Origin of the sequence: Streptomyces venezuelae, assembly GCF_008642355.1 — a bacterium.
Classification (GTDB): domain Bacteria; phylum Actinomycetota; class Actinomycetes; order Streptomycetales; family Streptomycetaceae; genus Streptomyces; species Streptomyces venezuelae_B.
In genome coordinates this window covers 3,020,965-3,047,072 of sequence record NZ_CP029193.1, presented here as the reverse complement: position 1 = coordinate 3,047,072, position 26,108 = coordinate 3,020,965, and the positions used below count along the sequence as shown (strand labels likewise).

The 26,108-nt window shown below is 70.3% G+C and carries 27 protein-coding genes and 1 pseudogene; 20 read left to right on the top strand and 8 right to left on the bottom strand.

All coding sequences use genetic code 11. The features are described from left to right. Positions 1-65: 65 nt before the first annotated feature. Positions 66-1,121: a DNA cytosine methyltransferase gene (locus DEJ47_RS14155; RefSeq protein WP_150168341.1), complete on the top strand. Its 1,056-nt coding sequence runs from the start codon at positions 66-68 to the stop codon at positions 1,119-1,121. An 18-nt stretch (positions 1,122-1,139) separates the two neighbouring features. On the opposite strand, the gene DEJ47_RS14150 is transcribed toward DEJ47_RS14155, so the two are convergent. Beyond that, positions 1,140-1,607, bottom strand: coding sequence for a very short patch repair endonuclease (locus tag DEJ47_RS14150; RefSeq protein ID WP_223828352.1), 468 nt, complete (start codon positions 1,605-1,607; stop codon positions 1,140-1,142). A gap of 20 nt (positions 1,608-1,627) precedes the next feature. Next, entirely contained in the window at positions 1,628-2,635 is a 1,008-nt protein-coding gene (locus DEJ47_RS14145; RefSeq protein WP_317850808.1) for a NaeI family type II restriction endonuclease, read from the bottom strand. A 57-nt stretch (positions 2,636-2,692) separates the two neighbouring features. Between DEJ47_RS14145 and DEJ47_RS14140 the strand changes: the two genes are divergently transcribed. Beyond that, positions 2,693-3,559, top strand: a complete 867-nt coding sequence (locus DEJ47_RS14140; protein ID WP_150168339.1) for a hypothetical protein — start codon at positions 2,693-2,695, stop codon at positions 3,557-3,559. Between the two features lie 76 nt (positions 3,560-3,635). On the opposite strand, the gene DEJ47_RS14135 is transcribed toward DEJ47_RS14140, so the two are convergent. Then, the gene (locus DEJ47_RS14135) at positions 3,636-4,673 is read right to left on the bottom strand and encodes an SEC-C domain-containing protein (protein WP_150168337.1); all 1,038 of its coding nucleotides are present in this window, start codon (positions 4,671-4,673) and stop codon (positions 3,636-3,638) included. Between the two features lie 239 nt (positions 4,674-4,912). On the opposite strand from DEJ47_RS14135, the gene DEJ47_RS14130 reads away from it, so the two are divergent. From DEJ47_RS14130 to DEJ47_RS14120, 3 genes are read left to right on the top strand one after another with little or no spacing between them, the layout of a single operon-like run. Beyond that, positions 4,913-5,731: a class E sortase gene (locus DEJ47_RS14130; RefSeq protein ID WP_223828351.1), complete on the top strand. Its 819-nt coding sequence runs from the start codon at positions 4,913-4,915 to the stop codon at positions 5,729-5,731. A 27-nt stretch (positions 5,732-5,758) separates the two neighbouring features. After that, entirely contained in the window at positions 5,759-5,968 is a 210-nt protein-coding gene (locus tag DEJ47_RS14125) for a DUF3311 domain-containing protein (RefSeq protein WP_223828350.1), read from the top strand. Then, positions 5,965-7,500, top strand: coding sequence for a sodium:solute symporter (locus DEJ47_RS14120; protein ID WP_150168333.1), 1,536 nt, complete (start codon positions 5,965-5,967; stop codon positions 7,498-7,500). Before DEJ47_RS14125 ends, DEJ47_RS14120 begins: the two co-directional genes overlap by 4 nt. Here DEJ47_RS14120 and DEJ47_RS14115 read toward each other — a convergent pair. Beyond that, positions 7,463-8,926: an MFS transporter gene (locus DEJ47_RS14115; protein ID WP_150168331.1), complete on the bottom strand. Its 1,464-nt coding sequence runs from the start codon at positions 8,924-8,926 to the stop codon at positions 7,463-7,465. The genes DEJ47_RS14120 and DEJ47_RS14115 overlap by 38 nt on opposite strands. A gap of 106 nt (positions 8,927-9,032) precedes the next feature. Between DEJ47_RS14115 and DEJ47_RS14110 the strand changes: the two genes are divergently transcribed. The 7 genes from DEJ47_RS14110 (at position 9,033) to DEJ47_RS36895 (ending at position 15,248) form a co-directional block, all read left to right on the top strand. Further along, positions 9,033-9,563, top strand: coding sequence for a winged helix-turn-helix transcriptional regulator (locus DEJ47_RS14110; protein ID WP_150168329.1), 531 nt, complete (start codon positions 9,033-9,035; stop codon positions 9,561-9,563). A gap of 71 nt (positions 9,564-9,634) precedes the next feature. Then, on the top strand, positions 9,635-9,955 hold the full coding sequence (locus DEJ47_RS14105; RefSeq protein ID WP_150168327.1) for a DUF6412 domain-containing protein: 321 nt from the start codon (positions 9,635-9,637) through the stop codon (positions 9,953-9,955). A 151-nt stretch (positions 9,956-10,106) separates the two neighbouring features. Next, positions 10,107-10,877, top strand: a complete 771-nt coding sequence (locus tag DEJ47_RS14100; RefSeq protein WP_150168326.1) for a YidC/Oxa1 family membrane protein insertase — start codon at positions 10,107-10,109, stop codon at positions 10,875-10,877. Between the two features lie 113 nt (positions 10,878-10,990). After that, positions 10,991-11,848 (top strand): fumarylacetoacetate hydrolase family protein, encoded by an 858-nt coding sequence (locus DEJ47_RS14095; protein ID WP_150168324.1) that lies wholly within the window; start codon positions 10,991-10,993, stop codon positions 11,846-11,848. Between the two features lie 111 nt (positions 11,849-11,959). After that, the gene (locus DEJ47_RS14090; RefSeq protein ID WP_150168322.1) at positions 11,960-12,547 is read left to right on the top strand and encodes a hypothetical protein; all 588 of its coding nucleotides are present in this window, start codon (positions 11,960-11,962) and stop codon (positions 12,545-12,547) included. A 114-nt stretch (positions 12,548-12,661) separates the two neighbouring features. Beyond that, complete coding sequence (locus DEJ47_RS14085; RefSeq protein WP_150168320.1) at positions 12,662-13,489, top strand: hypothetical protein; 828 nt, start codon at positions 12,662-12,664, stop codon at positions 13,487-13,489. A 43-nt stretch (positions 13,490-13,532) separates the two neighbouring features. Then, positions 13,533-15,248, top strand: coding sequence for a hypothetical protein (locus DEJ47_RS36895; protein ID WP_223828349.1), 1,716 nt, complete (start codon positions 13,533-13,535; stop codon positions 15,246-15,248). A 46-nt stretch (positions 15,249-15,294) separates the two neighbouring features. On the opposite strand, the pseudogene DEJ47_RS37625 reads toward DEJ47_RS36895, so the two are convergent. The 4 genes and pseudogenes from DEJ47_RS37625 to DEJ47_RS14065 all read right to left on the bottom strand — a co-directional run. Then, a pseudogene (locus tag DEJ47_RS37625) lies at positions 15,295-15,654 on the bottom strand (nucleotide triphosphate diphosphatase NUDT15); the annotation flags it as partial. A 10-nt stretch (positions 15,655-15,664) separates the two neighbouring features. Next, entirely contained in the window at positions 15,665-16,537 is an 873-nt protein-coding gene (locus DEJ47_RS14075) for a radical SAM protein (protein WP_150168316.1), read from the bottom strand. A gap of 104 nt (positions 16,538-16,641) precedes the next feature. Next, positions 16,642-17,127, bottom strand: coding sequence for a heme-degrading domain-containing protein (locus tag DEJ47_RS14070; protein WP_150168314.1), 486 nt, complete (start codon positions 17,125-17,127; stop codon positions 16,642-16,644). Continuing rightward, the gene (locus DEJ47_RS14065) at positions 17,124-18,248 is read right to left on the bottom strand and encodes a Gfo/Idh/MocA family oxidoreductase (protein WP_150168312.1); all 1,125 of its coding nucleotides are present in this window, start codon (positions 18,246-18,248) and stop codon (positions 17,124-17,126) included. The genes DEJ47_RS14070 and DEJ47_RS14065 overlap by 4 nt, the downstream gene beginning before the upstream one ends. Before the next feature lie 56 nt (positions 18,249-18,304). On the opposite strand from DEJ47_RS14065, the gene DEJ47_RS14060 reads away from it, so the two are divergent. The 8 genes from DEJ47_RS14060 (at position 18,305) to DEJ47_RS14025 (ending at position 26,095) form a co-directional block, all read left to right on the top strand. Further along, on the top strand, positions 18,305-19,477 hold the full coding sequence (locus tag DEJ47_RS14060) for an ROK family transcriptional regulator (protein WP_150168310.1): 1,173 nt from the start codon (positions 18,305-18,307) through the stop codon (positions 19,475-19,477). Positions 19,478-19,699: 222 nt separating this feature from the next. Further along, a complete protein-coding gene (locus DEJ47_RS14055; RefSeq protein ID WP_150168308.1) occupies positions 19,700-20,431 on the top strand; it encodes a hypothetical protein in 732 nt (243 codons plus the stop codon). 82 nt (positions 20,432-20,513) lie between these two features. Further along, positions 20,514-21,305, top strand: coding sequence for a GntR family transcriptional regulator (locus DEJ47_RS14050; RefSeq protein WP_150168306.1), 792 nt, complete (start codon positions 20,514-20,516; stop codon positions 21,303-21,305). A 134-nt stretch (positions 21,306-21,439) separates the two neighbouring features. After that, on the top strand, positions 21,440-22,564 hold the full coding sequence (locus DEJ47_RS14045) for a TIGR03364 family FAD-dependent oxidoreductase (protein WP_150168304.1): 1,125 nt from the start codon (positions 21,440-21,442) through the stop codon (positions 22,562-22,564). A gap of 17 nt (positions 22,565-22,581) precedes the next feature. Next, positions 22,582-23,301 carry a phosphonatase-like hydrolase gene (locus tag DEJ47_RS14040; protein ID WP_150168302.1) on the top strand — a complete coding sequence of 240 codons (720 nt, stop codon included), beginning with the start codon at positions 22,582-22,584 and terminating at the stop codon, positions 23,299-23,301. Next, positions 23,301-24,353: an ABC transporter ATP-binding protein gene (locus DEJ47_RS14035; protein WP_150168300.1), complete on the top strand. Its 1,053-nt coding sequence runs from the start codon at positions 23,301-23,303 to the stop codon at positions 24,351-24,353. The genes DEJ47_RS14040 and DEJ47_RS14035 overlap by 1 nt, the downstream gene beginning before the upstream one ends. Continuing rightward, the gene (locus DEJ47_RS14030) at positions 24,346-25,311 is read left to right on the top strand and encodes a 2-aminoethylphosphonate ABC transporter permease subunit (protein ID WP_150168298.1); all 966 of its coding nucleotides are present in this window, start codon (positions 24,346-24,348) and stop codon (positions 25,309-25,311) included. Before DEJ47_RS14035 ends, DEJ47_RS14030 begins: the two co-directional genes overlap by 8 nt. Then, on the top strand, positions 25,298-26,095 hold the full coding sequence (locus DEJ47_RS14025; protein WP_150168296.1) for an ABC transporter permease: 798 nt from the start codon (positions 25,298-25,300) through the stop codon (positions 26,093-26,095). The genes DEJ47_RS14030 and DEJ47_RS14025 overlap by 14 nt, the downstream gene beginning before the upstream one ends. Positions 26,096-26,108: the final 13 nt, after the last annotated feature.

The window sequence follows — 26,108 nt, the reverse complement described above, 5'->3', positions numbered from 1 at the left end:
CTGTCACCCTCTGTGATGGTGGTGCGCGCAGTGTGCCCGCCGCTGCGTACCGGTATGGAGGGGACATGGCCCGCGTAAATGAGCTCAAGTACACCTCGGTGGAGATCTGCGCCGGGGCTGGGGGCCAAGCTGTCGGTCTGCACAATGCGGGCTTCAGGCATGCTGCTCTAATTGAGATCGACAGGGATGCCTGTCAGACACTCAGGGACAACACCAGCAGGAACCCGGAGTGGGATGGGTGCACGGTCATCGAGGCGGATCTCAGGCTGTTTGATACGGCGAGCTTGGGACTAGTCCCAGGGGAGCTTGATCTTCTGGCGGGCGGGGTGCCTTGTCCTCCATTCTCGGCGGCCGGCAAGCAGCTGGGCCGCGACGATGAGCGTGATCTCTTCCCACGGATGCTCGATCTCGTCGATGAACTCAGTCCTAAAGCCGTGATGATCGAGAACGTGCGTGGTTTGCTCGACCCGAAGTTTGCCGATTATCGGCAAGAGATCATCAAGCGCTTGGAGTCGCTGGGGTACGAAGAGTGCTATTGGGAGGTGCTGGAAGCGAAGCGATATGGAGTCCCGCAGCTTCGCCCCAGAGCCGTCCTCGTTGCGATGCAGCCGCAGTATGCCCGGTACTTCCAGCACACCAAGCCCGAGGAGCGTGCAGAACTCACGGTCGGCGAGGCGCTGCACGACTCGATGCGAGCCCGGTATGACGCAGTTGCTGACGACCCCAGGGCTGAGAACGCGTTCAAGAAGTGGTACGAGAAGGCGCTAGAAGGTGTCGCCCCCACCGTTGTCGGGGGTTCAAAGAAGCACGGGGGAGCAGACCTCGGGCCGACACGGGCCAAGCGAGCCTGGGCGGACCTTGGAGTATGCGGACTAGGCGTCGCCAACGAGCCAGACGAGATGAAGGATGCAGAGCGCGACCTTTTCGCTCCCGCAGGTCCCAAGCTCACGGTGACCCAAGCCGCACTGATCCAGGGATTCCCGGAAGACTGGCAGTTCTCCGGGCGCAAGACTGCCGCTTACCGGCAGGTCGGGAACGCTTTCCCGCCTCCAGTGGCACAGGCTGTCGGCGAGCAGGTCTACGCGGCTTTCGAGGCTTTTGAGGCTGCCCGAGAGCTATAGACGAGGCAGAGCGACCACTCACTTCTGGGCTGCTCGGAGTCGGCTCGCTGTGGCCGCGATCTTGACGGCGCAGGCCTCGGCTGATTCGTGCTCCCAGAAGCGGAGTACTGTCCACCCTGCTGCCCGAAGCTGCGCGTCGGTGTCGCGGTCGCGGGCCATATTCCGGGCAACCTTGTCCGACCAGTAGCCCGCATTGGTCTTCGGCTGTACATAGTGTTCCGGGCAGCCGTGCCAGTAGCAGCCGTCAATGAACACAGCCAGCTTTGCTGGTCGGAAGACGATGTCCGCTGTCCGGCGTAGGCCGGGAAGCGGCTTGGCTGCCACACGGTAGCGCATGCCCTGAGCGTGGAGAAGGCTTCGGATCTTCCGCTCGGGCTTGGTGTCGCGGCTGCGGATAGCTTGCATGTTGCGGCGTCGTGCCGCGGAGGAGGCCCAGGAACCTTCAGGCGGAACCCAACTCCCGCTGCTGCTTTCCATATTCTGCATGGCCTCCTCCGGACGGAAGGTCAGTCGATGCTGCTTGTCTTCTTCTTTGTCTCAGGAAGAAGAGGAGCCCGCTCTTCTGGGTCATCGGGACCAGCTGCGACCCAGTATCGGTCCTCTAGCAGGACGCGAGGCTGGCCGTCATGGTGTGGCTTGGCTTCCACGACGCGGATACTGACGCTCTCGCCCTCCTGCGGGACGGGTAGTCCTAGCTGGGCGGCCACAACTTGGTGGTTCGGATAGTCGCCGCAGATAAGTATCCCCTCATCACGAAGCTTGTCACGCGCCCCACCGTTGTACCGCACGCGCTTCATGTAGTCCTTCTGCTGTGCGAGAGTCCGCACCACCGTACGGTTTACTCGGCGCCCCTGTACTCGCCGGAACAGCTCGTTGAGCTTTGCTTGGCCAGGGCTGCGCCGTGTTCCGGCCCCGGCATTCAAGACTGCCTGCTGGGTCTCCTTGTCGATGTGCAGCAGTAGGTTCTCCTCCAGTGGCGCCTCATGCCAGAGCCAAGTGACTAGAGAGTGATGCTGTTTTGTGAGCCGGAACTTTCCGTCCCGGTTGCCCTTCTTTGTGACTTTTCCGCTAGTGGTCAGCTTTGCGCGATTTGCTCGAAGGAGTCCTGCACTCCACAGGCTTTGGTGGTCGTCCGCCCAGACCACGAGGCAGATTTCATCCAAGGCTTCTGGTGGAATCATCCAGCCGTACAGCTTCTGTGAGTACTTGCAGTCGACCTCGATCCCTTCGATCAGGTAGTCCAGGTCTGCTCCGCTGGATAGTTCGAATTCACGTAGCAGGTTGATCTCTACCAGAGTTCCTGCGTGAGTCTTCTCGGTCTTGTGAAGGTCGTTCCAGTCAAACCGGCCAGTGTGCTCGCCGTCTAGGAGCTGGTCAATGGTGTCGCGCAGGACGCGGGCGAACCGCTCGCCCCTTGGGTCCAGGCTCAGTAGGTGCTGGCGTACGAGCATGAGCTCAGGGTCGTCACACACGCCAGGTGCTGGGCCTGGAGGGTCGAAGAGGGGTGTGGGCACGAGTAACTCCTGAAGCAGAAAGACGATATGTGGCTCACTAGTATCACGGCTCGCGAGATGACCCTGGGCTCCGAGGTCATGGTCAACTACCCTGCTCACGGGTTGACTTACTGCCGACTGTGGGTGTGGGCGATGGAGACGACGGCCAGGCATGTACTGGACCTGTTCTGTGCGTCGGTGAGCACTGAGAGGCGCTTCGAAGACTGGAAGCGTGATCCTCGAAGGGAACGGGTTGCGCCAGTGGTGTTGGCGCACCGCACGCGAGTGCTGTATCGCCTCACTGAGGATGATGTGCACGACGTGTGCCAACGCACGGAGCATGCTCTGGGGCAGGTGCGGCGCGAGGTAGGGGAGAGTGTGCCCCAGATCGTGGACTGGCACCCGAAATTCGCGTTTACGCATACGTTCCATACGTGTGTGGAGCGTCTTGGAGCAGTACCTACCTATCAGCAGTTCCGGGAGTTCTCACTTTCTTCTGCTGAGGGGCTCGGAATGCTTGGCACCCCTGCAAAGGAACTGATTCGGGACCTTGTTGTAAGGCATGGTGTTGAGCAGCGGCGCGCTCAGGCAGCGATGCGCTGGCGCATCGGCAACGCGTACTACGGTTTTCTGCGAGAGGTGTATACCCTCGTGCAGCTCAGGAGGCGCGGAATTGATCTACGTGTTCACCCGCTGGCCGATGCGCTGTTCCGCGTAGACGCGTGGACTGGGCGGCGAGCGCTGAGTTTACGTGTGGGGAATAGAAAGTTCCGTCAGGGGAGCAATGCTGGCCGGAAGACCCCTGCTGAGCTGTTACTTGCCGACGTGGTGCCGCCGCTGCGGTTCGACACTATTGAACTCGCAGCAGCGACCCAATTCGGCCAAGTGCATGTGCCGACTGCCCAGGTCCTTGATCACGCAGCCGACCGCCTCAATGTTCTTTAAGAGCAGCAGCCGTAGGGTGAGGCGGCTCGTTTTTGTAGAACCTCTTCGGCGAATGTGGGCGCCAACAGTCTGTTGCTCAGGCGGAAAGATCGCCGTGACACTCCCCATACCCCCGCCCCGACCCACACCAACACCCAGCCCCCTCCTCCGGCGGCCAAGCCACCGCCCGCCCCCGCGCCGCCAGCGTCGTCGCGTACTGGGGCAGGAGCGACGGGTCCTCCGGGGAGGACGCCTCCGAGGCCGCGAAGGCCTCGTAGGACGGGACCGTGCCCGTGACGATGCCCAGGTTCGGCGTGCCGGAGGCCGACAACTCCCTCAGCGAGGACTCTATGGTCGACAGGTGTGCCTCGTGGGACGGGTACTCCGAGGACAGGGACGGGTACGCCGTCAGGAGTTCCGTCAGTTCCGGAGCGGGCCAGTGAAGCACCGCCACCGGGAAGGGGCGGGACAGGGCCTGCCGGTACGAGCCCAACTCCGCCTGGATACGGGCGATTTCCGCACGCAGCTCCGCCGGGTTCTCCGAGCCGAGCGACCACACCCGCTTCGGGTCGTGCAGTTCGTCCAGGGGGACCGGGGAGGACGAGACCTGGTCCGCCAGGGCGTCCCAGTCGTCGTGGTCCGCGCCCAGGAGGCGGCGTACCCGGTGGCGGCCGAAGAGGATCGGGTGCGTCGCGTACGGGGGCTCCGTCGCCGCGGGGATCAGCAGCGTCGCCGCCTCCGTGAACGCGGCGTGCGCCTGCTCCAGCTCGTCGTGGGATTCGAGGGACTCCGCCACGATCACCCACGGCGCGGGGTCCCGCGGCGCGGACGCGCGGACGCCGTCGATGATCGCCCTCGCCTCCGCCTCGTGCCCGTACTCCCACAGGTTGGAGGCCTTGAGAGCCCGGATCAGGAGTGGGGAGGAGGGCGGGTGTGGGGCCGAGGGGGAGAGGAGGTTGTCGTAGAGACTCGTCGCGCGGTCTCGGGCGCCGGCCAGTTCGAGGTGGGCCGCGGCCTGGAGGAGGAGCTGTTCGGCGTCCTCCGGGTACAGGTCGGCCGTGCGTTCCAGGCGCGCGGCTTCGGCGATGTGGTCGACGTCGACGTCAGCGGCAGCAGCAGGCTTCTCGGGGCGCATACGGGACACGGTACTGCCGAGTGGGGCTCGTGCAGGAGGGTCGGTACGGTTCCTGCCCTGGTCGGCCGTGGCGGCCATGGATCCTGGGCATGGATCCTGGGCATGGATTGTTGCGGGTGCTGCGCCTATCCTCGCCGCGGCCGGGGGCGGGACCCCGGCGTCGTCGGGCCGTCGGGCCGTCGGGCCGTCGGGTCGTCGGGTCGTCGGGTCGAGGAGCGTCGTCGGGGCGAGGAGGCTTCGTGCGCGTACGGGTACCTGTCGTTCAGCAGGGGCGGTCGCCGGGCCGCCGCTCCCTCGCCGCGCGGCTGGCGTGGAACGCCGCCGAGGTCGCCGTCACCCTCGGGGTCGTGCTGCTCCTTCTCGTCGCTCATCAGCTGTGGTGGACCAACCGGCAGGCCCGCGCCGCCGCCGAGCGCGAGGTCGAGGCCCTTGAGGAGGAGTGGGGCCGGTCGGACGGGGATGGTTCCGGGGGCGAGCGAGCAGGAGGGGCGGCCGGGGGGCTTCCGGCGGAGGCGGGACGCTCCGGTTGGCGTGATCCCGCGCGCGGTCCCGCCCGTGGCGTGCCCGGAGACCCTCCGCAGTCCGGCCGCACCGGCCCACCCCGATGGGACCAGGCCTACGCAGTCCTCCGCATCCCGCGGATCGGCATCCGCGTTCCTGTCGCCGAAGGGGTCGGCAAGGGGGGCGTGCTCGACAAGGGGTACGTCGGGCATTATCCGCGTACCGCCCAGCCCGGCCAGGGCGGCAACTTCGCCCTCGCCGGGCACCGCAACACCCACGGCGAGCCCTTCCGCCGCATCGACCGGCTCCGGAACGGGGACGAGCTGCGCGTCGAGACCAAGGAGGCCGTGTACACGTACGTCGTCGACAAGGCGTTGGCGCGGACCTCCGCCCACGACGGGGGCGTCATACGTGACGTGCCGCGCAGCGACGTGCGGAGGGGGTACGGGTACCACGCGCCCGGGTACTACATCACGCTCACCACCTGTACCCCCGAGTACACCTCGAAGTACCGGCTCGTCGTGTGGGGGAAGCTCCGGGCCATGCGGCCCAGGTAGCCGAGAGGCAGAGACTAAGGTCGGGCCGTGATCGCTCGACGTCCCCATCTTCTCTGGCTGCTCGTCCCCTTCGTGCTGTACCTCGGCGTGCTGCCGCTCGCCAACCGCGTGCGGCCCGTCGTCCTCGGGCTGCCGTTTCTCTTCTTCTGGCTGCTGTGCGCGACCGTGCTCACGCCGCTCTGCGTCTGGCTCGCGCACCGGGGTGACCGGAAGCGGAAGGGACGTGCGTCGTCATGAGCAACGGAGCCGTCGCCACCACCGTCTTCGCCGTCTTCATGGCCGGCACCGTCGCCCTCGGTCTCGCAGCCGTCCGCGGGCGCGGCAAGCAGGGCGGGATCGCCGAGTGGTCCGTGGGCGGGCGCAGCCTCGGGGCCGTCTTCATCTGGGTGCTGATGGCGGGGGAGGGGTACACCAGCTTCAGTTATCTGGGGGCCGCCGGGTGGGGGTACAACTACGGGGCGCCCGTGCTGTACGTCGTCGCCTACATGTCCTGCGGGTACGCCGTCGGGTACGTCGTCGGGCCCATGCTCTGGGCCTACGCCCGCCGCCACGGGCTCGTCAGCATCTCCGACATGGTCGCCCACCGGTACGGGCGGCCCTGGCTCGGTGCCGGTGTCGCGCTGCTCGTCACCGTCTTCCTGCTGCCCTACATCCAGTTGCAGATCACCGGCATGGGCGTCGTCGTGTCGACGATCTCGTACGGCGCCATCAGTCTCGACTGGGCGTACTTCATCGGCTTCGCCGTCACGACCGGGTTCGTCGTCGTGAGCGGGCTGCGCGGCAGCGCCTGGGTGTCCGTTCTCAAGGACGTGCTCGTTGTGGGCACGCTCGCCTTCCTCGCCGTCTATGTGCCGCAGCACTACTTCGACGGGTACGGGCCCTTCCTCGACCGGATCGTCGAGGAGAAGAGTGCCTGGCTGACGTTGCCGGGGAGCGGCGGGAGCCAGTACGGGGAGGCGTGGTTCGCGACCACCTCGCTCCTCAACGCGCTCACTGTTGTCATTTTCCCGACCACCGTCGCCGGGTATCTGGGTGCGCGCAGCGCGGACGGGCTGCGACGCAACGCCATCTGGCTGCCCGCCTACAACGTGCTGCTCTTCGTGCCCATGCTGCTCGGCATGGCCGCGCTCTTCGTCGTGCCGGGGCTTGTCGGTGCCGAGTCCAATCTCGCGCTCTTCAAGCTCGTCGTAGACTCGCTGCCCGCCTGGGCCGTCGGCGTCATCGGGGTCGCCGCCGCGCTCTCGTCCATCGTGCCCATGGCCGTGTTCATGCTGGTCATCGGGACGATGTGGGGCAGCAGCGTGCTGTCGCTGCTGCCCCGGTGGCGTACCCCGCAGCGGCAGAAGGTCGCCTCTCAGGGCGTGGTCGTCGTGGCGGGGGCGCTCGCGCTCGCGATGACGTACGGGGCGCCCAACACGCTCGTACGGCTCTCGCTCATCTCGTACGAGGGGATGGCGCAGCTCGTACCCATGCTACTTCTGGGGCTTGTGTGGCGGAAGTTGAGCCTGGTGGGTGCGTTGAGCGGGCTCGTGGTGGGTGTGGCGATCGTGTGCGCGCTCGTCTTCAGCGACCACGACCCCGTGTTCGGGGTCAACGCGGGGATCGTCGCGCTCGCCGTGAACCTGGTGGTCGCGCTCGTGGTGTCGTACGTCGGGCCCGCCGATCGGGAGGACGGGCGGCCGGACGAGGACGTCCTCGCGAGTGATCCGGTGGGGCAACCGGAGGACGGGATCAGCTCCGTCGCCGCTCCCGCAGCAGAAGCACGCTGACCGTCGCGAGCACCGCGAGGCAGGCCGAGACCGTCACCGCGAGGTCCGCGCCGTGCGCGAGGTCGTCCGTCGAGGTCGACACCGCGATCATCAGGGCGACGCCCGCGGCCGAACCGACGTAGCGCGCCGTGTTGTTGGCGCCCGAGCCCATCGCGGCGCGTTCGGCGGGCACGGACTCGACCGAGAGCAGCGGGAGCGCCGCGTTCAGGAGGCCGGCGCCCGCGCCGGAGACGAGGAGGCCGGGCAGCAGCCGGGTCCAGGAGCCCGAGGACGCCGCGCCCAGCATCGTCACGGCGGCGACGGCGTGCAGGGCGAAGCCGACGGCCAGTTGGTGGCGGGCCGAGACCCGGCCCGCGAGCCGCCTGGCCTGCAACGCCGCCACGAAGGACGTGCCCGACCAGATCACGAGCAGCCAGGCCGTGCTCATGACGGAGAGGTTCAGCGTGTGCTGGAGCAGCGTCGGCAGATAGCTGAACAGGCCGATCACGGAGAACCCCGTGAACAGGGCGCCCGCCGTCGAGGCCAGGAACAGCGGGCGGCGCAGCAGGGCCAGGTCGAGCATCGGGGTCCGGACGCGGCGTTCCACCGCCACGAACGCGGCGAGCAGCACGGCCGCCGCGACCAGGAGCGCCGCCACGGGTGCGCGCAGCCAGCCGTCCCGCCCGAGGGTGAGCGCGGCCACCAGCGACGTCAGGGCCAGACCGAGGGTGGCTGCGCCCGCCAGGTCAGGGCGGCCGCGGCGCGCGGCGCGGGACTCGGTCAGCGCGCGCGGTGCCAGGGCGGCGACCACGAGGGCGGCGGCGCCGAGGGTGGCGTACGCCCAGCGCCAGCCGTTCGGGCCCGCTCCCGCCAGGGCCCCCGCGACCGGCGGGCCCGCCGCGATGCCGCCGCTCACGAACGCGCCCCAGACGCCGGTCGCCCTGATCCGCGCGGCGCCCGCGGGGAACGCGTGCACGAGCAGGCCGAGGCTGCTCGCGAGGATGGCCGCGCTCGCCGCGCCCTGGGCCAGGCGGGCCAGGGTGAACAGCCAGGTCGACCCGGCGAGCGCGGAGAGCACGGTGGTGATGCCGAGCGCGACCGTGCCGGAGAGGAAGATCCGCCGCCGGCCGTAGTCGTCGGCGAGGCTGCCCGCGACCAGGAGGACCGCGGCGAGGCCGAGTGGTGTGCCGTTGAGCAGCCAGGCCTGGGCGGAGAGCGGGGTGTGCAGGGCGGCTGCCGTGTCGGGGAGCGTGATCATCGGCGCCGTGTACGTCATGAGCGTCACGGCCGTTGCGGCGCTGGTGACGGCGAGGGTGGCGCGGGGGTGCGGGGTGCCGGACGGGGGTGGTGCGGGGGCGGTCGCTTCGGGGGTGCCCGATGCGGGGGCGGCCGGTGCCGGAGTGGTCGGCGCGGGGGCGGTGGGGGTGTGGCCGAGGCGGGAGGACATGGAGAAGCCCTTCGAGGTTCAGTCATTGAACTCGGTGAGTGCGACGACCGTAGCATCGAGAGTTCGTTCACTGAACCTCGTACGGGAAAACGGTTAGAGTGGAGACATGGCTCTCGGCAAGGACTACGCCGCGCAGGAGTGCTCCATGGCCCGCGCCCTGGAGGTGGTCGGCGAGCGCTGGACGCTGCTCATCGTCCGCGACGCCCTCTACGGAGTGCGGCGGTACAACGACTTCCTCGTCCACCTCGGCATCCCGCGCGCCGTCCTCGCCGCCCGCCTGCAGACGCTCGTCGCCGCGGGCGTCCTGGACAAACGGCCGTGCGCCGAGGCGCCGAGGCGGCAGGAGTACGTGGTGACGGAGCGCGGCGAGGCCCTGTGGCCGGTGCTTCGCGCGCTCGGGGCGTGGGGGCGCGACCACATCTCCGGCACCAAGTCGCCGCGCCTCTTCCGGCACGCGGCGTGCGGCACCGAACTGGGCGCCGGGGGCGACTGTCCGGCCTGCGGCGGCCCCGTCGCCATCAGGGACGTCGAGATGCTGCCGGGGCCCGGGCTCGATCCGGACCCGAAAGATCCGGTCAGCCGCGCACTGGCCCGGCCCCGCAGGCTCCTTCAGCCGGTCGAAGTCGATCCTGTATAACGGCAGTACGACAGTAGTCAGAGGCGCAGTACGACAGTCGTCACAAGCACCGGCAGAGAGAGGGGGCAGACATGCGCGACGTGATCCGTGACGGGAAGGCGGCCGCACGCCCGGCCCTGCTCCTCCTGCTCCTCCTCGTCGAAGTCGTCCTCGTCGACACCGGAAGTCTCGCCTCCGCCGTCGCGCTCGCCGCGACCGCCGCCGCGGGCTCCGCGCTCGCCGTCTGCTCCGTCATCGCCGCGCGCTGCGCACCCGCCGTGCCCCGCACCAGAGTGCGCACGGCCATCCGCGACCGTGAGATGCGTACGGCCTTCCTGCCGCAACGCGACCCCGACGCCAGGGGCCGCAGGCGCCCCCGAGCACCCGGCCGTCCCGTCCTGACGGCCGCGTAGGGGAACGCAACCGGGAACAACCGGAACAACCGGGAACAACCCAGCTCTTCCGAGCGTCCCCTCGCGGGCCGTCATGCCGACGCGACGCCAGCCCTCGCTGACCGTCGCCCTCTCCTCTCCCGGCACGACGAGACCCACGGAGGGCTCCTCCATGTCCGCTTTCATGTCCCTGTTCGCCGATCTTGTCGCGCACCTCGCCGACCTGCTCGACCCGCTCTTCCACGCCTCGGCGACCGCCGCCGCGATCGTGCTGTTCACCGCCTGCGTACGGCTCCTCGTCCACCCGCTCTCGCGCGCCGCGGCCCGCGGCCAGAAGGCGCGCGCCAAGCTCAACCCCCAGATCGCGGAGTTGCGCAAGAAGCACGCCAAGAACCCCGAGAAGCTGCAGAAGGCCGTCCTCGAACTGCACCGCAAGGAGCAGGTGTCGCCGCTCTCCGGATGCCTGCCCAGCCTCTTCCAACTGCCGGCGTTCTTCCTGCTGTACCACCTCTTCTCCAGCTCCAGCATCGGCGGTGACGCCAACACGCTCCTCGACCACACGCTCTTCGCCGCGCCGCTCGGCGGCCGGTGGACGGACGCGCTCGCGGAAGGCGGGGTGTTCGGGGCGCAGGGGCTGGTCTACGTCGGGCTGTTCCTGCTCGTCGCGGCCGTCGCCACGTTCAACTACCGGCGCACGAAGTCGCAGATGGCGGCGGACCCCCTGCCCCAGGGCGGTGACCAGCAGGCCCAGCAGGTGCCCGGTATGGGCGCGATCACGAAGGTGATGCCGCTGATGTCGTTCATGACTCTGTTCACGGTCGCCGTCGTGCCGCTGGCGGCCGCGCTGTACGTGGTGACCAGTACGACGTGGAGCGCGGTCGAACGAGCCGTGCTGTACCGGGACATGCCGGGCACGGCGGGGGTCCTGGCTACCGCTGGGTAACGGTCCAGTACGTGAACGGGGTATTGCGGAGCGGACGGCGACCTTGGACGATCGACCAAACCTCCGATGGCCGCATCCCATCGGCCGGGCTGCCGAAGGAATGGAGTCTGACCATGAAGCTGCTGCGAGTCGGTACGTCAGGCGCGGAGCGCCCCGCGCTCCTCGACGCCGAGGGAACCCTCAGGGACCTGTCGGGGGTGGTCGCCGACATCGACGGCAGCGTGCTCGCCGACGCGGCGGCGCTCGACCGGATCAGGGCCGCCGCCGACGCCGGTGACCTGCCCGTACTCGACGCGGCCGGGCTGCGCGTAGGGCCGCCGGTGGGGCGGGTGGGCAAGGTCGTCTGCATCGGCCTGAACTACCACGACCACGCCCGCGAGACGGGCGCGGAGCCGCCCGCCGAGCCCGTCGTCTTCTTCAAGGCGGCGGACACGGTGATCGGCCCCGACGACACCGTCCTGGTGCCGCGCCGCTCCGTGAAGACGGACTGGGAGGTCGAGCTCGCCGTGGTCATCGGACGTACGGCGCGCTACCTGGAGTCGGACGAGGAGGCGCTCGCGCACGTCGCGGGGTACGCGGTGGCCCACGACGTGTCCGAGCGGGAGTTCCAGATCGAGCGGGGCGGCACCTGGGACAAGGGCAAGAACTGCGAGACGTTCAACCCGCTGGGCCCCTGGCTCGTCACCGCCGACGAGATCGCCGACCCGCAGGCCCTGTCCCTGAAACTCTGGGTCAACGGTGAGCTGAAGCAGGACGGCACGACCGCCGACCAGATCTTCCCGGTCGCGGAAGTCGTGCGCTACGTGAGCCAGTTCATGACCCTCTACCCCGGCGACGTCATCAACACGGGGACGCCCGCGGGCGTGGCGATGGGGCAGCCGGAGCCGAAGCCGTACCTGCGGGCCGGTGACGTGGTGGAGCTGGAGATCGAGGGGCTCGGGCGGCAGAGGCAGGAGTTGAAGGACGCGTAGCCCGCCGGGTGACGCGCGGAGCGGACGTTCCCGGCGCACGGTCGCGGACGTTCCCGGTTCAGGTTCGCCGGGGGCGTCCGCGCGTCATCATGACGCCATGGGGATGACGCCATGGGACTGACTCCGGCCGAAGCGGCGCTCACCGGCACGGCGTTCGGCGCCCTGGCCACGTTCTCCAGCGCGTGGCTCATCCAGCGGGCCACGACCAGACGCGAACACGAGAACCGCGTGTGGGACCGGCGTATGGCCGTCTACGACGAAGTCATGATCGCCGTCAGGCGCATGGCGGACCTCAGGGAGACGGTCCGCAGAACCGGCGCCTTCCCCGAACGCCCGCCCGGCACGACGGTCCCCGCCGACGACATGTCCCCGCTCCTCGCCCGCCTGGAGATCTACGGCAGCGACGCGCTCCTCACCGCCTGCAAGCGCGCCTTCGCGGCCCGGCGGCGGTGGAAACTGGCCTGGGGATCGTGGTGCACCCAGCAGGACAACAATCCGCGGATCAGCGACAACGACCCTTACTGGGTCGAGTTCAAAAAGACCGTGAAAAAATCAAGGAAAGCGGATCACCGGCTCCTCGCTCTGCTGCGTGCCGAGATTCATCCCGAAAGGATCTCGATGAGGCAGAAGTGGCTGGCGCGGCTGAAGCGTTCGAGAGTTCCCGGAATCCGCAGAGCGCGTCCGGTCGCCCCCGACTGAATATTCCCTCAGATGTGCCACAGGCCCATTCCCCGGCAACCAATTCTGGTTACCATGGCGTCTTCCGGGCGAAATCGGGGGTTCGCTCAGGGTCCGGGACGGGGGGGCTGGCCCGTGGTGTACGACGAACACTTCATCGAGATCTTCCGGAGCGGCTGCCGACAGGGCGCCGAATGCCGCCGAGGGGCCGACTGCGGGCAGGACGAAGGCCTCGGGCAGGGCGACGGCTGCCGGCGCGGATCGGGCGTACGCCTCACCCGCGAGTTCGCCCTCACCGCCGCGCACTGCCTCAAGGACCGCGAGCTGAAGGGCCTCGACCTGCTCATGCTGCGCCTCTCCGACGGGAAGCAGGCCATGGGGAAGGTGCACGACCACGACCGGCGCTCGGACCTCGCGCTCCTGAACCTCACCTTCGCCGAGGGGGAGGACGTCCGGCTTCCCCGGGTCTGCTTCGACGACGCGCGGCAGGACGAGGAGTGGAAGGCGACGCACCAGCCGCCCGACACCGACGACGTGCTGTCCGGCACCGTCGCCGACGTGTCGTACGCGTACGGAGACCCGGAGAAGGGCGTGAACACCTGCGCCCTGCGGCTCAACTGCCACACGAGCCCGGACGATTACGGGAAGTTCGCGGGCAGCCCGGTGGAGCGCGGCGATCCGTACCGCCCGACGGCGGTCCTCGGCCTCATCGTCAAGCGGCACGCGGACACGGCGGGGGACACGGTCTTCGCCGCCACGATCCGCGAGGCCGTCAGGCAGTTCGACCGGTTCCGGTTCCGGATCGAGGATCTGGCGAGGGACCAGTGGCCCCTCTCCGTCAGGCCGTACTCGGTGGAGGCGACCGATACGGAGAAGAAACTGCGGATCAACGCCGCTGTCGCCGAGGCCCTGAAGAAGGCGGGGCACGACTCCGTGGTGGCCGTGCACTGGATACGCCGCTGACCCGGCACACCGGCAGTGGGCCGGCGACCTCCCGGGAGGGACCATGACGACGACGCAGTACCTGGACGACGCCATAGCCGTCGCCGAGGAGATGCTCCTCGAAGAGATGCACTCGACGCCCCCGGGGCCAAACCCCCGGGACAGGAGCCGCCTCGCGGCGTACGTGAAACACGTCCGCAGGCCCGACCCCGCCGACCAATACCAGCAGTTGCGCGCCGGACAGCTCATCCACCTCGCCAAGCTCCTCAGCGCCCTCGGCATGAAGACCCTGTCCCTTTCCGTGGCCGACATGACGCTGCGGCACATGGAGACCGTCGAGGCGGACCGCGAGGTGTACGCGGCGTCCGTCTGGAACGAGCTGGGCGCCCTGCTCGCCGAACACGGCGATCTGGAGCGGTCGCGGCTCGTCCTGTGCCGCGCGCTGAGCAGGGCCGAACGCGGCAGCCTCGTCCCGGAGCGGGGCCGGATCCTCGCCAACCTGGGGGCCGTCAGCCTGCGCAGGGGGGATCTGGGGGACGCCGGTTTCTGGGCGGACAAGGCGCTGGAGGAGCTGGACACGCGGCCGGGCGACGACCCCGACGCACGCCTGACGGCGGAATGGGTGCAACTGGAGCTGGCCCGGGGCGAGGACGACCGCGATCTGGACCGCATCGGCGCCACCCTGCGGAGGTTCGACCGGTCCGCGGAGCACTCCATCGCCCTCAAGGGCGGTGACCATCCGGCGGCCATCGCCGCGCGGCGCGCGCTGGCCACGGCGAAGTTCGAGGCGGCCGCGGCCGCCCACGACGTGGAACTCAGCGAGCGGCAGCTGAGCGAGCTGGAGATCGTGCGGCTGAACGCGTCGGCGTTCCTCGGGGCGACCCACCGCGAGACGATCGTGGCCCAGGCGGCGCTGGCCGTCGCCGAGTTCGAGGCGGCGGGCGGCGGCTCGGGGAGCCTCTCGCGCAGGCAGCGGGCGGTGTCGCTGCTCGAATCGGCCGAGGAGATGGCCGTGGAGTCCCTCGGCAGGGAGCATGCGCAGACCCTCGCGATACGCGAGGCGCTGGCCCACCTCCGCGCCGCGACAGTGCAGGCGGACGACCTCCCGTACCGCATCGACCGCACCTACACGCCGCAGGAGAACGACGTCCGCAACACCGCGAAGAAGAAGGCGATCGACGCGGAGCGGAACGTCATCCGCCTGACGGCGCACGCGGGCGCCTCCTACTTCCTGGCCGACCTGGACATCTTCTACTGGCAGATCCACCGCGCCCTGGAACGGGGCACTTACTTTCACGTGATTCTGAGCAGCCCTTGGAACAATCTCGCGATCTTCATGCAGCACGGCGCGGACTCGGAACCGGTGAGCCACCAGAACATCGTGGACCGGGTGCGGGCAAGTACGTATTACCAGGAAACGTTCCTGCCGGTGATCGAGTCGTACAAGGATCTGCGCAGCCGGTTCCCCGACCACATCGAGCTGAAGCTGACCCCCACCGACATCTCGGGGTCGACGCTGCTCACCTCGGAAGCGGGTTTCTTCGAGCCGTACATCACCATGAATCCACTGCAGCGCACCCGTAGGGGCCTGAGCGTGTTCGAGCACCAGTTCCTCAAGGACAGCAAGTACTACGAGGACAGTCTGGCGGCGTTCCGTACGCAATGGGAACTGACCAGCACCTGGGCTCAGTTCGGCATGCACGAGGAGAAGCACATGGAAAGGCTGCGCGCACTGATGACGACGCAGTCCGACGACCGTTGGTGCAAGAGCACGGAGTGAGGACGGAGATGACGCCCTCCGAGCCGACGAAGAGCGGCTCGGGCAGCCCGTCCAGGGGCCAGAACTGCCAGCGCAGGCAGCGGTCGGGTTCGCGCAGCCTGATGTCGCCCGCGTAGTCGAGGACTTCGACGCCGACCTGCATGTGGTGGTTGGTCGCGGGGTCGGGGTCGGTGAGGCAGGCGACGCGCAGGTCCAGCGCGTCGATGCCGGTCTCCTCGGCCAGCTCCCTGCGGGCGGCCTCCTCGAAAGTCTCGTTCAGTTCGACGTGGCCGCCGGGCAGGCCCCAGGAACCCGCGCCGAAGCAGTTGGCCCGCAGACCCAGCAGGATGTCACCGGCCGGGCTTCCCCGGTGCCGGCCGTCGCGGCGGACGATTGCCTGCACCCCTACACGTACATGCGCCGTCATCGGGAACTCCTCACTGGTCCGGGTAGGTGCCGGCGAAGTTCTCGACGTTCCTGGCAGGGGTGAGCAGTTGGGCGGGCCGGAGCGTGTCGTCCGCCAGCTTTTCGAAAAGATTCCCGATTCTGCGTTCCTCACCCTCGTCGACGACGACGATCCCGCAGTCCGGATCGATGAAGAAGTAGCTGCCGGTCCGGGTGGAGTTCCGGTACACCCGCAGGGGGACACCGCGCTGCCGTGCGGCTTCCCGGCACGCGCTCACGACGTCCTCGAACTCCTCGTCGCCGAGGGCGAGCCAGTCCCGGTTGTCCGCGCCGTAATTGGTCTCGGACATCTGGTAGACCTTCCAGACGTCCGGCAGGGACGCGTCCTCGATCAGGTCCAGGACCTGCGGCGCGCCCTTGACGTTGAGGCGGGTGACGACGGTGCCCAGCTTCACCCGGACGTGCTCGTGGTTCTCGCGCACCTCACCGAGCAGGCGCAGTACCCGGTCGCGGTGCGGTGCGGGGCTGCCGGTGCGCAGGAGGCCGTGCTCCTTCCGGTCCGCGGACTCCAGGGGCAGGGCGATCCAGGAGAGGTGCGGCAGGACGCGGTCCATGGCTTTCCGGGGCGCGAGGCCGTTGGTGCTGAGGACGACGCGGGGGGCGGGCCGCCCGTCGTCGAAGGGCTTGCGCAGCGCCCCTACGAGGTCCGGGAGGTAGGGGAGCAGAGTCGGTTCACCACCGGAGATGACGACACCCTGCACCCCGCCGTCCCGCAGGACGTCGACCACGTTCCGAGCTGTGTCCCAAGACATGGAAGGGACCTCGTGACGCGGTCCGAAACAGAAGGGGCAGCTGAGATTGCAGCGGCCGATGGGGCGTAGGTCCACGAATGCGGGCAGCTGCATGCTGCGCAATTAAGGGCCCTGTGGAGACAGTAGAAAAACCCACAGGGCCGCTTTCAGTCTTTCCAGTGAGTTTAGTTCACTCGTTACGCTGAATTAAAGGCCGTTCAGGTTGCGAGAAACTTTTCCAGCGCCTCGACCACCAACGCATGGTCCTTCACCTGCGGCAGCCCCGACACCACCACCGCGCCGATCACCCCCGCGCCCTCGACCGCGATCGGGAACGCGCCGCCGTGGGCCGCGTACGCGTCGAGGTCGAGGCGGGAGGCGTCCTCGAAGGTCGTGCCCTTGGCGCGGAAGCGGGAGCCGACCAGGAGGGAGGAGCAGCCGTAGCGTTCCACGACGCGGCGTTTGCGGGTGATCCAGGCGTCGTTGTCCGGGGTCGAGCCGGGGAGCGCCGCGTGGAAGAGCTGCTGGCCGCCGCGGTGGATGTCGATGGCGACGGGGGCTTCGCGCTCGCGGGCGAGGTCCACCAGGAGCGTGCCGAGGGCCCACGCGTCGTCGTACGTGAAGTGGGGCAGGACCAGGCGGCGTTCCTGGGCCTCCAGCTCGTCGATGGAGGGGGCGTTCGCGGGGGCGGGAGGAGTGCTCACAGCGTCACCGTCACACCGTCGCGGGCCGAGCGGCGCGCCGCCTCCAGGACGTCGAGGGCCGCCGCCGCCTCGTGCGCGGAGACGGGGTTCCGGCCCTCGCCGCGCAGTGCCGCGGCCACCGCCGCGTAGTACGCGGGGTAGTCGCCCGGCAGGGTCGGGGCGGGGCTGCCGCCGCCGGTCAGCGGGGACTCGCCGGAGCCGACCCGGCCCCACATCGCCTCGTCCTCCACGCCCCACGGGGTGTGGGTGGCCGGACGCTTGCCGTCGCGGAGGGCCGCCTCCTGCGGGTCGAGGCCGTACTTCACGTAGCCCGCCTCGGAGCCGAGGACGCGGAAGCGCGGGCCGAGCTGGGCGGTCGTCGCGCTGACGTACAGGTGCGAGCGGACGCCGTTCGCGTGCGTGACCGCGATGAACGTGTCGTCGTCGGCCTCCGCGCCCGGACGGCGTACGTCCGACTCCGCGTACACGCTCACCGCGGGGCCGAACAGGACGAGGGCCTGGTCGACGACGTGGCTGCCCAGGTCGTAGAGGAGGCCGCCGATCTCCTGCGGGTCGCCGGACTCGCGCCAGCCGCCCTTCGGCCGCGGCCGCCACCGTTCGAAGCGGGACTCGAAGCGCCACACGTCGCCGAGTCCACCGTCGTCGAGCAGCTTGCGCAGCGTACGGAAGTCGTTGTCCCAGCGGCGGTTCTGGAAGACCGACAGGAGGAGCCCCCGCTCGTCGGCGAGGGCCGCGAGCTCGCGCGCCTCGGCGGCCGTGCCGGCGATCGGCTTGTCCACGACGGCCGGCAGGCCCGCCTTGAGGGCGGCGGTCGCGAGGGAGACGTGGGTCTTGTTCGGGGAGGCGATGACGATCAGGTCGAGCTCGTCCGCCCGGTCCCACAGCTCGTCCGCGGAGGCCGCGCAGCGCAGGGCGTCGCCGAACTCGGCGCGTGCCTGTGCCTGGCGCTCGGGGTTCGACGTCACGACCGTGTCGAGGACGAAACCCTCGGTGGCGGCGATCAGCGGGGCGTGGAAGACGGAACCCGCGAGTCCGTATCCGATGAGGCCGACGCGGAGCGGCGAGCCCGGGGAGGGGTGCGGGGAGCCCGGCGTGGGGCGCGTGGAGCCTGTACCAGTCATGCCATCCACTTAAGCAACGGTGTTGCCAAAGTGCAAGCGGGCGGGACAATGGGGGCGTGAAGTCGTACGTGCAGAGGGAAAACCCAGGCGTGAACCTGCCGGCGCTGCGTGGGCACAACGCGGCGCTCGTGCTCGATCTGCTGCGTGCCGCGGGGGAGACGGGCATCAGTCGTCTTGAACTCGCCGAGCGCACGGGGCTCACGCCGCAGGCGGTCAGCAAGATCACGGCGCGGCTGCGGGCGGAGGGCCTTGCGGCGGAGGCGGGACGCCGCGCCTCGACGGGCGGCAAGCCGCGTACGGTGCTGCGCCTCGTGCCCGGCGCGGGGCACGCGGTCGGCCTCCACCTGGACCGGGACGAGCTGACGGCCGTCCTCGTCGACCTCACCGGCACGGTCGTCGCCGAACGCCGCGCCCCGCTCGCCTTCGGCGCGGGGGCGCGGGCGGTGGTGGAGGTCGCGGCGGAGGAGGTGCGGGAGCTGCTGGGTGCGGGTGCGGCGGGACGTGGTGCGGGGGATGTGGGGCCGGTCTCCGGGGTCGGGGTCGCGCTCCCGGGGCCGCTCGACCACGCGGAGGGAGTCCTGCACCGGGTCACCGGGTTCCCCGAGTGGGACGGATTCCCGTTGCGGGACGCGCTGGCGGAGCGGCTCGGACTGCCGGTCACCGTCGACAAGGACACGAACGCCGCGGCACTCGGCCTCGCGCTCGCGGGTGCGGCCGACTCCTTCGCGTACGTCCACCTGGGCACGGGGCTCGGTGCCGGGCTCGTGCTCGGCGGGACCGTCCACCGCGGGGCGCGCACGGGGGCGGGGGAGTTCGGGCATCAGGTGCTCCAGCTGGACGGGCCGCGGTGCGAGTGCGGGGACCGGGGGTGCGTGGAGGCGCTCTGCCTCGCGGCGGTCGCGCGGGGCGAGCTCGAGGAGGCGGCACGGGTCCTCGGCACGGCCGCGGGGAACCTGGTGGGGCTCCTCGACATCGACCGCGTGCTCCTCGGAGGGCGGACGGTGTTCGCGGCGGAGGATCTTTTCGTACGGGGGGTGGGGGCGGTCGTCGCTGAACGGGTCCGGCGCGGGGGCGGAGGCGGGGGCGCAACGGTCCCGGTTCCCGTGCCCGTGGGCCTCGCCCCCGGAGGGGAGCGGGCCGTCGCGGAGGGCGCGGCGCAACTCGTCCTCGCGCCCGTCTTCGGCCGCGCGGACGTGGCGTTTCCGGGCCGCCGCGGAGGCCGGGGCTGAGCCCAATCGGCCGGCCGGGGAATCTCGCCTGATCGAGGGGACTCCGGCGGGCCGATCGGGCCCAACGGGCGGTGGCGGGGCAGTCCGGGCGGGCGAGCGTGACAGGGTCTCAGCCCACGACAGCAGGCCCACGCCGTCGTCCCGCTGCCGCCTCCGTCCTGGTGCCGGTGCCGGTCCCCTGCCCCCGTCCCGTCCCCGGCACCCGCCCCGCAAAGGTCCCGCATGCGCCTCCGTCATCTCCTCGTCCTCGGCGTCACCGCCGCGGTCCTCGCCCTGGCGCCCAGCGCGGCTGCCGAGGGCGGCCCGCCCGCCGACCACCCCGCCTGCACCTCTGTCGACGCCACCGAGTTCCCCCTCGTCACCCGCATCCACCCGGGGCCCGGCGCCTACGAGTCCGGTGGGGAGCCGCGGGACTGGACGCTCGACCTCAGCAATTCCACCGACGAGACCTGCGGGAACATCCACCCCGTCCTCGTCCTGGCGGACGAGGAGCGGACGTTGCGGGCGCGGCACGTCCGGGCGGAGTTCGGTGACGGGGACCGGTGGTGGGACGTGGACTTCGAGAGGACCGGGCAGGGGGAGAACGTCGGCGTCTTCGGCGGCAACGGGTTTCCCGGATTCACCGTCGGGCCCGGCCGCACCGTCACCGTCAAGGTCCGCCTCTCCTTCGCCCCCGGCGCCGAGCCCAACCACGTGGTGACGTCCGCCGCGGTCGTCCAGCGCAGGGACGACGACGGCGACTGGGTCGGCGCCTCCAACGAGTACCCCTTCGACATTGTCCCCGAAGGCACCGTCGTCCCCTCGGCGACGGCTCCCTCCGCCGAACGGCTCCAGGAGCTCGCCGAGACGGGGACCGGCACCACGCTGGGATCCGGCATCGCCGCCGGCGCCGCCCTCCTCGGGCTCGGCGCCCTCGCGGTGGGCGCGCGGCGCCTGCGCGCCGGGAGGCGGTGAGGGGCCCCAGGACGGGACCCCCAACTCCCCCCGCCACCCCACGTTCACCCACCCGTTCACGTACGTCTGCGAACATCCCCCGGTGGACAACCTCACCCCCGGCCTCGACCCCGAACCCCCGGCCCACCTGCTCACGCAGGCGCCCGGCGCGCCCGTCCGCTCCGGGATTCCCGAGCACGGGCGCATCCCGAAGTACTACGCCGTGAAGGCCAGGATGGCGGGGCTCATCGAGGAGTTGGGGGACGGGCAGCCGCTGCCCACCGAGCGCGATCTCGCCGAGCGGTACGAGGTGGCGCGGGAGACCGTGCGGCAGGCGTTGCGTGAACTGCTCCTGGAGGGGCGGCTCCGCAGGCAGGGGCGCGGCACGGTCGTCGCGGGCCCGAAGCTGGAGCAGCCGCTGTCGCTCGCCAGCTACACGGAAGGCGTGCGCAGGCAAGGGCGTACGCCCGGACGTAATCTCATCTCCCTTGATCGCTTCCCCTGCCCCGGCCCCCTCGCCGCCGAGATCGGCGCCGAACCCGGCGAAGCCGTCTGGCACATGGAGCGTGTGCTGCTCGCCGACGACGAGCGCGTGGGCCTGGAGAGCACCTACGTCTCCGTCGCCCGCGTGCCCCGCCTCGACGCCGACTTCGAACCCGACTCGTCCTTCTACGCGTACCTGCGCGACCGCCTCGGCATCTCCTTCGGCGACGCCGACGAACGGATCGAGACCGTCCTCGCCACGCCCCGCGAGGCCCTTCTCATCGGGACGCCGCCCGCACTCCCCATGCTGCTGATCCACCGGCTGTCGCGGGACACCTCGGGCCGCCCGCTGGAGCGGGTGCGCACCCTCTACCGGGGCGACCGGTTCTCGTTCACCACGCACCTCGGCTGAGGAACCGCCCTCGACCGGGTCACCCAGTTGCATCACGAGAAGGTAACGGGTCTAGTCCAAGCTTGGGTGGCCGTTCACCGTCCCGTTGCCCACTCGCCCCGCCCGGGTCACCGGCCCCCAGCAGCGTTGCCGCCGTGAGAGTCATCGTCGTAGGAGCCGGCGTGGTGGGAACCATGCACGCCTGGCACGCACTGGACCGCGGCCACGAGGTCGTACAGATCGAGCGGGAGAGCGAGGCCCGGGGCGCGTCGCTGCGCAACTTCGGGCAGATATGGGTGAGCGGCCGGGCGGGCGGCGAAGAGCTCGACACCGCCCTGCGCGCCCGCGAGCTGTGGGAGGAGATCGGCGCCCGCGTCCCGGGCCTCGGCTTCCGGGCCAACGGCTCCCTCACCCTCGTCCGCAACGACCGCGAGCACGCCGTCGCCGAGGCCGCCCTCGCCCGTCCGGACGCCGCCGCCCGCGGGTACAAGCTGCTCACCGCCGACGAGGCACGGGCCCTCAACCCGGCCCTGCGCGGCGGGTTCAGCGCCGCCCTGTGGTGCGAACGGGACGCGGCCGTCGAGCCCCGCACCGCCCAACTGCGGCTCAGGGCGGCACTGTCGGCATCGCCCCGCTACACCTTCCTGCCCGGCCGTGAGGTCCGCGACGTCGTCGGCGAGAACGCCGTGCGCGACGACCACGGCGACGTGCACACCGGTGACGCCGTCGTCCTCGCCACCGGCGCCTGGCTCGGCGGCCTCGTCCGCGAGCTCGCGGGACCCGACCTGCCCGTGCGCCGCGTACGCCTGCAGATGATGCAGACCGAGCCCCTCGGCGAACCGCTCACCACCTCCGTCGCCGACGCGGACAGCTTCCGCTACTACCCGGCGTACAAGTCGGCGGCTCTGGACGCGCTCAACTCGGCGCAGGAGCAGGCGCCGACCGCCGCCGCGCACAAGATGCAGCTGCTCATGGTGCAGCGCCAGGACGGCGGCCTGACCATCGGCGACACCCACGAGTACGAGCACCCCTTCGCCTTCGACACCGTCGAGGACCCCTACGACCACCTCACCGAGGTCGTCGAGGGCTTCCTCGGCCGTCCGCTGCCGAAGATCAGGCGGCGCTGGGCCGGGGTGTACGCGCAGTGCGTCGACACGAGCCGTGTCGTGCACCGGCAGCAGGTGCGCGACGGCGTGTGGCTGGTCACCGGGCCCGGCGGGCGCGGCATGACCTGCTCGCCCGCCATCGCCGAGCGGACCGCCGACGAACTGGGATGGTGAGGGAGTTGACGAACAGCATGAACGCACCTGCCGACGCACCTGCCGTGGACGCCGGTCGTATCGGGCTCGTCGTGCTCGACATGGCCGGCACCACCGTCGCCGACGGAGGCCTCGTCGAGCAGGCCTTCGCCGCCGCCGCGCGCGAACTCGGCGTCGAGCCCGACTCCGCCGACCACGCGGCGAAGCTGGAGTACGTCCGCGCCACCATGGGCGAGTCCAAGATCTCCGTCTTCCGGCACCTGTTCGGCGAGGAGAGGCGCGCGCAGCAGGCCAACGTCGCCTTCGAGAAGGCGTACGGGACGCTCGTCGACGGGGGCCGCATCGCACCCGTCCCCGGCGCACGCGAGGCCATCGAGGAGCTCGCGGACGACGGCCGCACCGTCGTCCTCACCACGGGGTTCGCCCGCGTCACACAGGACGCCATCCTCGACGCGCTCGGGTGGCGGGACCTGGTCGGCCTCACCCTGTGCCCCGCCGACGCGGGCGGGCGCGGGCGCCCCTACCCCGACATGGTGCTCGCCGCCTTCCTGCGGACCGGCGCCGCGGACGGCGTGCGGGACGTCGCCGTCGCGGGCGACACGGCCTACGACATGCTCAGCGGCGTACGCGCGGGCGCGTCGGTCGTCGCCGGGGTGCTGACGGGCGCGCACGGGGACGCCGCGCTGCGCGAGGCCGGCGCGACCCACGTACTCGGCTCCGTCGCCGAACTGCCCGCCCTGCTCCGGGGCGTCGGCTGATGGGCAGCGGCATCCGTTTCGACCGGGTCTGCGTCGCGTACGACGGGACCACTGTCCTCGACTCCCTCGACCTGACCGTCGAGCCCGGCGAGGTCATGGCCCTGCTCGGGCCGTCGGGGTCCGGCAAGACCACGGCGCTGCGGGCCGTCGCGGGGTTCGTGCGGCCCGTGTCCGGGCGGGTGTTCCTCGGGGACCGCGACGTCACGGACCTGCCGCCGCACCAGCGGGGCATCGGGATGGTCGTCCAGCAGTACGCCCTCTTCCCGCACATGCGGGTCGAGGACAACGTGGCGTTCGGTCTGAAGGCGCGGAAGGCGGCCAAGGGGGACATCGGAGTACGCGTCGCCGAAGCGCTCGGCATGGTCGGCATGGCCTCGTACGCCAAGCGGTACCCGCGCGAGCTCTCCGGCGGTCAGCAGCAGCGCGTCGCCATCGCGCGGGCGCTCGCCATCCGGCCCGACGTGCTCCTGCTCGACGAGCCGCTGTCCGCGCTCGACGCGCAGCTGCGGTCGGGAATGCTGGGTGAACTGGCCCGTCTGCACCGCGAGTTGCCGGACGTGTCGATCCTGTACGTCACGCACGACCAGGTCGAGGCGCTCACCCTCGCCGACCGCATCGCCGTCATGGACCGGGCGCGGCTCCGGGACTGCGGGACGCCGCAGGAGCTGTACCGGGCACCCCGTACGGAGTTCACCGCGTCGTTCGTCGGCAACGCGAACCTCCTCGCGGTGACGGTGGGGGCGGACGGGGTGTTCCTCGGCGACACCGAGCTGAAGGTCGACACGGGGGGCGTGGCCGCCGGGGTGACGGCCACGCTGTGCGTGCGGCCCCACCTGGTGGGGCTCGGGGACGGGCCCAATGCCCTGACCGGGCGGGTCGTCGAGGTGCAGTGGCGGGGCGCCACGCACCGGGTGTACGTCGAGGTCGCCGGGGAGCGGGTCAAGGCGGACCTGCGGGAACTCCGTGAACCGCCCGCCGTCGGTGACGTGGTCACGTTGCACTTCGCCGCCGAAGACGCGGTGCTCCTGGCCGGAGGGGTGACCGATGGCTAGTCCCACCGAACGCCCCGGTGCAGGTGACCCGGCACCGGGGGGTGTGCCCACCCTCCCCCGAGCTCTCGACTCCGCTCGAGCAGGGGGGACCCCCATCGCCGTGCGGAACGCCTGCCCACAGCGGGAGCGGCGACTGCGGAGGCTGCCCGCGTTCGTGTGGGCCCTTCCCCCCGTCGCCCTCCTCGGGGTCTTCTTCCTCTACCCGCTCTTCCTCGTCGTCCAGCAGTCCGTGCAGCCCGACACCGGGGGGACCTCCCTTCAGCCCTACTCCGACGTCTTCGGCTCCGAGGCGTTTCGGGAGGCGCTCGGGACCACCGTGTGGCTGGCGGTGGGGGCCACCGTCGGGTGTCTCGTGCTCGGGTTCGTGCTCGCGCTGGTCATCGCCTTCGTGCCGTTTCCCGGGGGGAAGGCCGTGGCCAGGTTCATCGACGTCTTCCTCTCCTTTCCGTCCTTCCTGATCACGCTCGCCCTCCTCTTCGTCTACGGGACGAAGGGCATGGCCAACGGCGTGTGGACGGACACGACGGGCGCCGCCGAGGGCCCGTTCCAGTTCCTGACGACCCCGTGGGGCGTGCTGCTCGCGGAGATCACGTACTTCACGCCCTTCGTGATGCGGCCCCTGCTCGCCGCGTTCTCGCAGATCGACACCGCGCAGATCGAGGTCGCATCCAGCCTCGGTGCCCGGCCCGCCCGCATCGTGCGGCGCGTCATCCTGCCCGAGGCGCTGCCCGCGCTCGCCGCGGGCGGCAGCCTCGTCCTCGTCATGTGCCTGAACGAGTTCGGGATCGTCCTCTTCACGGGGGCGAAAGGGGTCACGACCCTCCCGATGCTCGTGTACAGCAAGGCGATCCTCGAATCCGACTATCCGGCGGCCTGCGTCGTCGCCGTCGTCAACATCGCGATCTCCGTGGGCCTCTACGGCCTGTACCGGGTGGTGAGCCGTCGTGTTGGTGCATAGCCGCAAGGTGAAGTGGGCCACCTGGGTCCTGTTCCTCGTGCTCTTCCTGCCGCTGTTCGCGCTGCCGCTGCTCGTGATCCTGATGGCGTCGTTCGCCGAACACTGGTCCGGTGCCTTCCCGTCCGGGTTCACCGGCGAGCACTACGCGTCGGCGACCCGAGGCGAGTCCCTGCAAGCCCTGACCACCAGCCTCGTCACCGCATGCGCCGCCAGCCTCCTCGCGCTCGCCGTGGGGACCTGGGCCGCGCTCGCCGCCGCCTCCCTGAAGCGGGGCGGCAGGAGGTTCGTGGACGCCCTGTTCGTGCTGCCCGTCGCCGTGCCGTCCGTGGTCGTCGGGCTCGCCGTCCTCGTCGCGTTCTCCCGACCGCCGATGATCCTCAACGGCACGCGGTGGATCGTGATCCTCGCCCACGCCCTCCTCGTCACCGCCTTCGCCCACCAGTCGGTCTCGGCCGCGATCGCGCGCCTCGACCCGGTGTACGAACAGGCCGCCGCGTCACTCGGCGCCCGTCCCTCGTACGTCCTGTGGAAGGTGAGACTGCCCCTCCTGCTGCCGTCCCTGAACGCGGCGGCCGGGCTCTGCTTCGCCCTGTCCATGGGCGAGTTGAGCGCCACGATGATGCTCTACCCGCCGGACTGGATGCCGCTGCCCGTGCGCATCTACGCGGCCACCGACCGCGGCTCCACCTTCACCGGCGCCGCCGTCGCGGTGGTCCTGATGGCGGCCACGCTGCTCGTCCTCCTGGCCGTCTCCCGCATCCGGACCCGCGCCTCCTACCGATGACTCCCCTTCTTCA

Coding starts and splice junctions, on each gene's coding strand:
- DEJ47_RS14035 (WP_150168300.1), top strand. CDS start 23,301: ATGGGCAGCGGCATCCGTTTCGACCGGGTCTGCGTCGCGTACGACGGG.
- DEJ47_RS14105 (WP_150168327.1), top strand. CDS start 9,635: ATGCGCGACGTGATCCGTGACGGGAAGGCGGCCGCACGCCCGGCCCTG.
- DEJ47_RS14095 (WP_150168324.1), top strand. CDS start 10,991: ATGAAGCTGCTGCGAGTCGGTACGTCAGGCGCGGAGCGCCCCGCGCTC.
- DEJ47_RS14135 (WP_150168337.1), bottom strand. CDS start 4,673: ATGCGCCCCGAGAAGCCTGCTGCTGCCGCTGACGTCGACGTCGACCAC.
- DEJ47_RS14075 (WP_150168316.1), bottom strand. CDS start 16,537: ATGCAGCTGCCCGCATTCGTGGACCTACGCCCCATCGGCCGCTGCAAT.
- DEJ47_RS36895 (WP_223828349.1), top strand. CDS start 13,533: ATGACGACGACGCAGTACCTGGACGACGCCATAGCCGTCGCCGAGGAG.
- DEJ47_RS14140 (WP_150168339.1), top strand. CDS start 2,693: ATGACCCTGGGCTCCGAGGTCATGGTCAACTACCCTGCTCACGGGTTG.
- DEJ47_RS14100 (WP_150168326.1), top strand. CDS start 10,107: ATGTCCGCTTTCATGTCCCTGTTCGCCGATCTTGTCGCGCACCTCGCC.
- DEJ47_RS14120 (WP_150168333.1), top strand. CDS start 5,965: ATGAGCAACGGAGCCGTCGCCACCACCGTCTTCGCCGTCTTCATGGCC.
- DEJ47_RS14055 (WP_150168308.1), top strand. CDS start 19,700: ATGCGCCTCCGTCATCTCCTCGTCCTCGGCGTCACCGCCGCGGTCCTC.
- DEJ47_RS14040 (WP_150168302.1), top strand. CDS start 22,582: ATGAACGCACCTGCCGACGCACCTGCCGTGGACGCCGGTCGTATCGGG.
- DEJ47_RS14110 (WP_150168329.1), top strand. CDS start 9,033: ATGGCTCTCGGCAAGGACTACGCCGCGCAGGAGTGCTCCATGGCCCGC.
- DEJ47_RS14065 (WP_150168312.1), bottom strand. CDS start 18,248: ATGACTGGTACAGGCTCCACGCGCCCCACGCCGGGCTCCCCGCACCCC.
- DEJ47_RS14115 (WP_150168331.1), bottom strand. CDS start 8,926: ATGTCCTCCCGCCTCGGCCACACCCCCACCGCCCCCGCGCCGACCACT.
- DEJ47_RS14155 (WP_150168341.1), top strand. CDS start 66: ATGGCCCGCGTAAATGAGCTCAAGTACACCTCGGTGGAGATCTGCGCC.
- DEJ47_RS14090 (WP_150168322.1), top strand. CDS start 11,960: ATGGGACTGACTCCGGCCGAAGCGGCGCTCACCGGCACGGCGTTCGGC.
- DEJ47_RS14030 (WP_150168298.1), top strand. CDS start 24,346: ATGGCTAGTCCCACCGAACGCCCCGGTGCAGGTGACCCGGCACCGGGG.
- DEJ47_RS14150 (WP_223828352.1), bottom strand. CDS start 1,607: ATGCAGAATATGGAAAGCAGCAGCGGGAGTTGGGTTCCGCCTGAAGGT.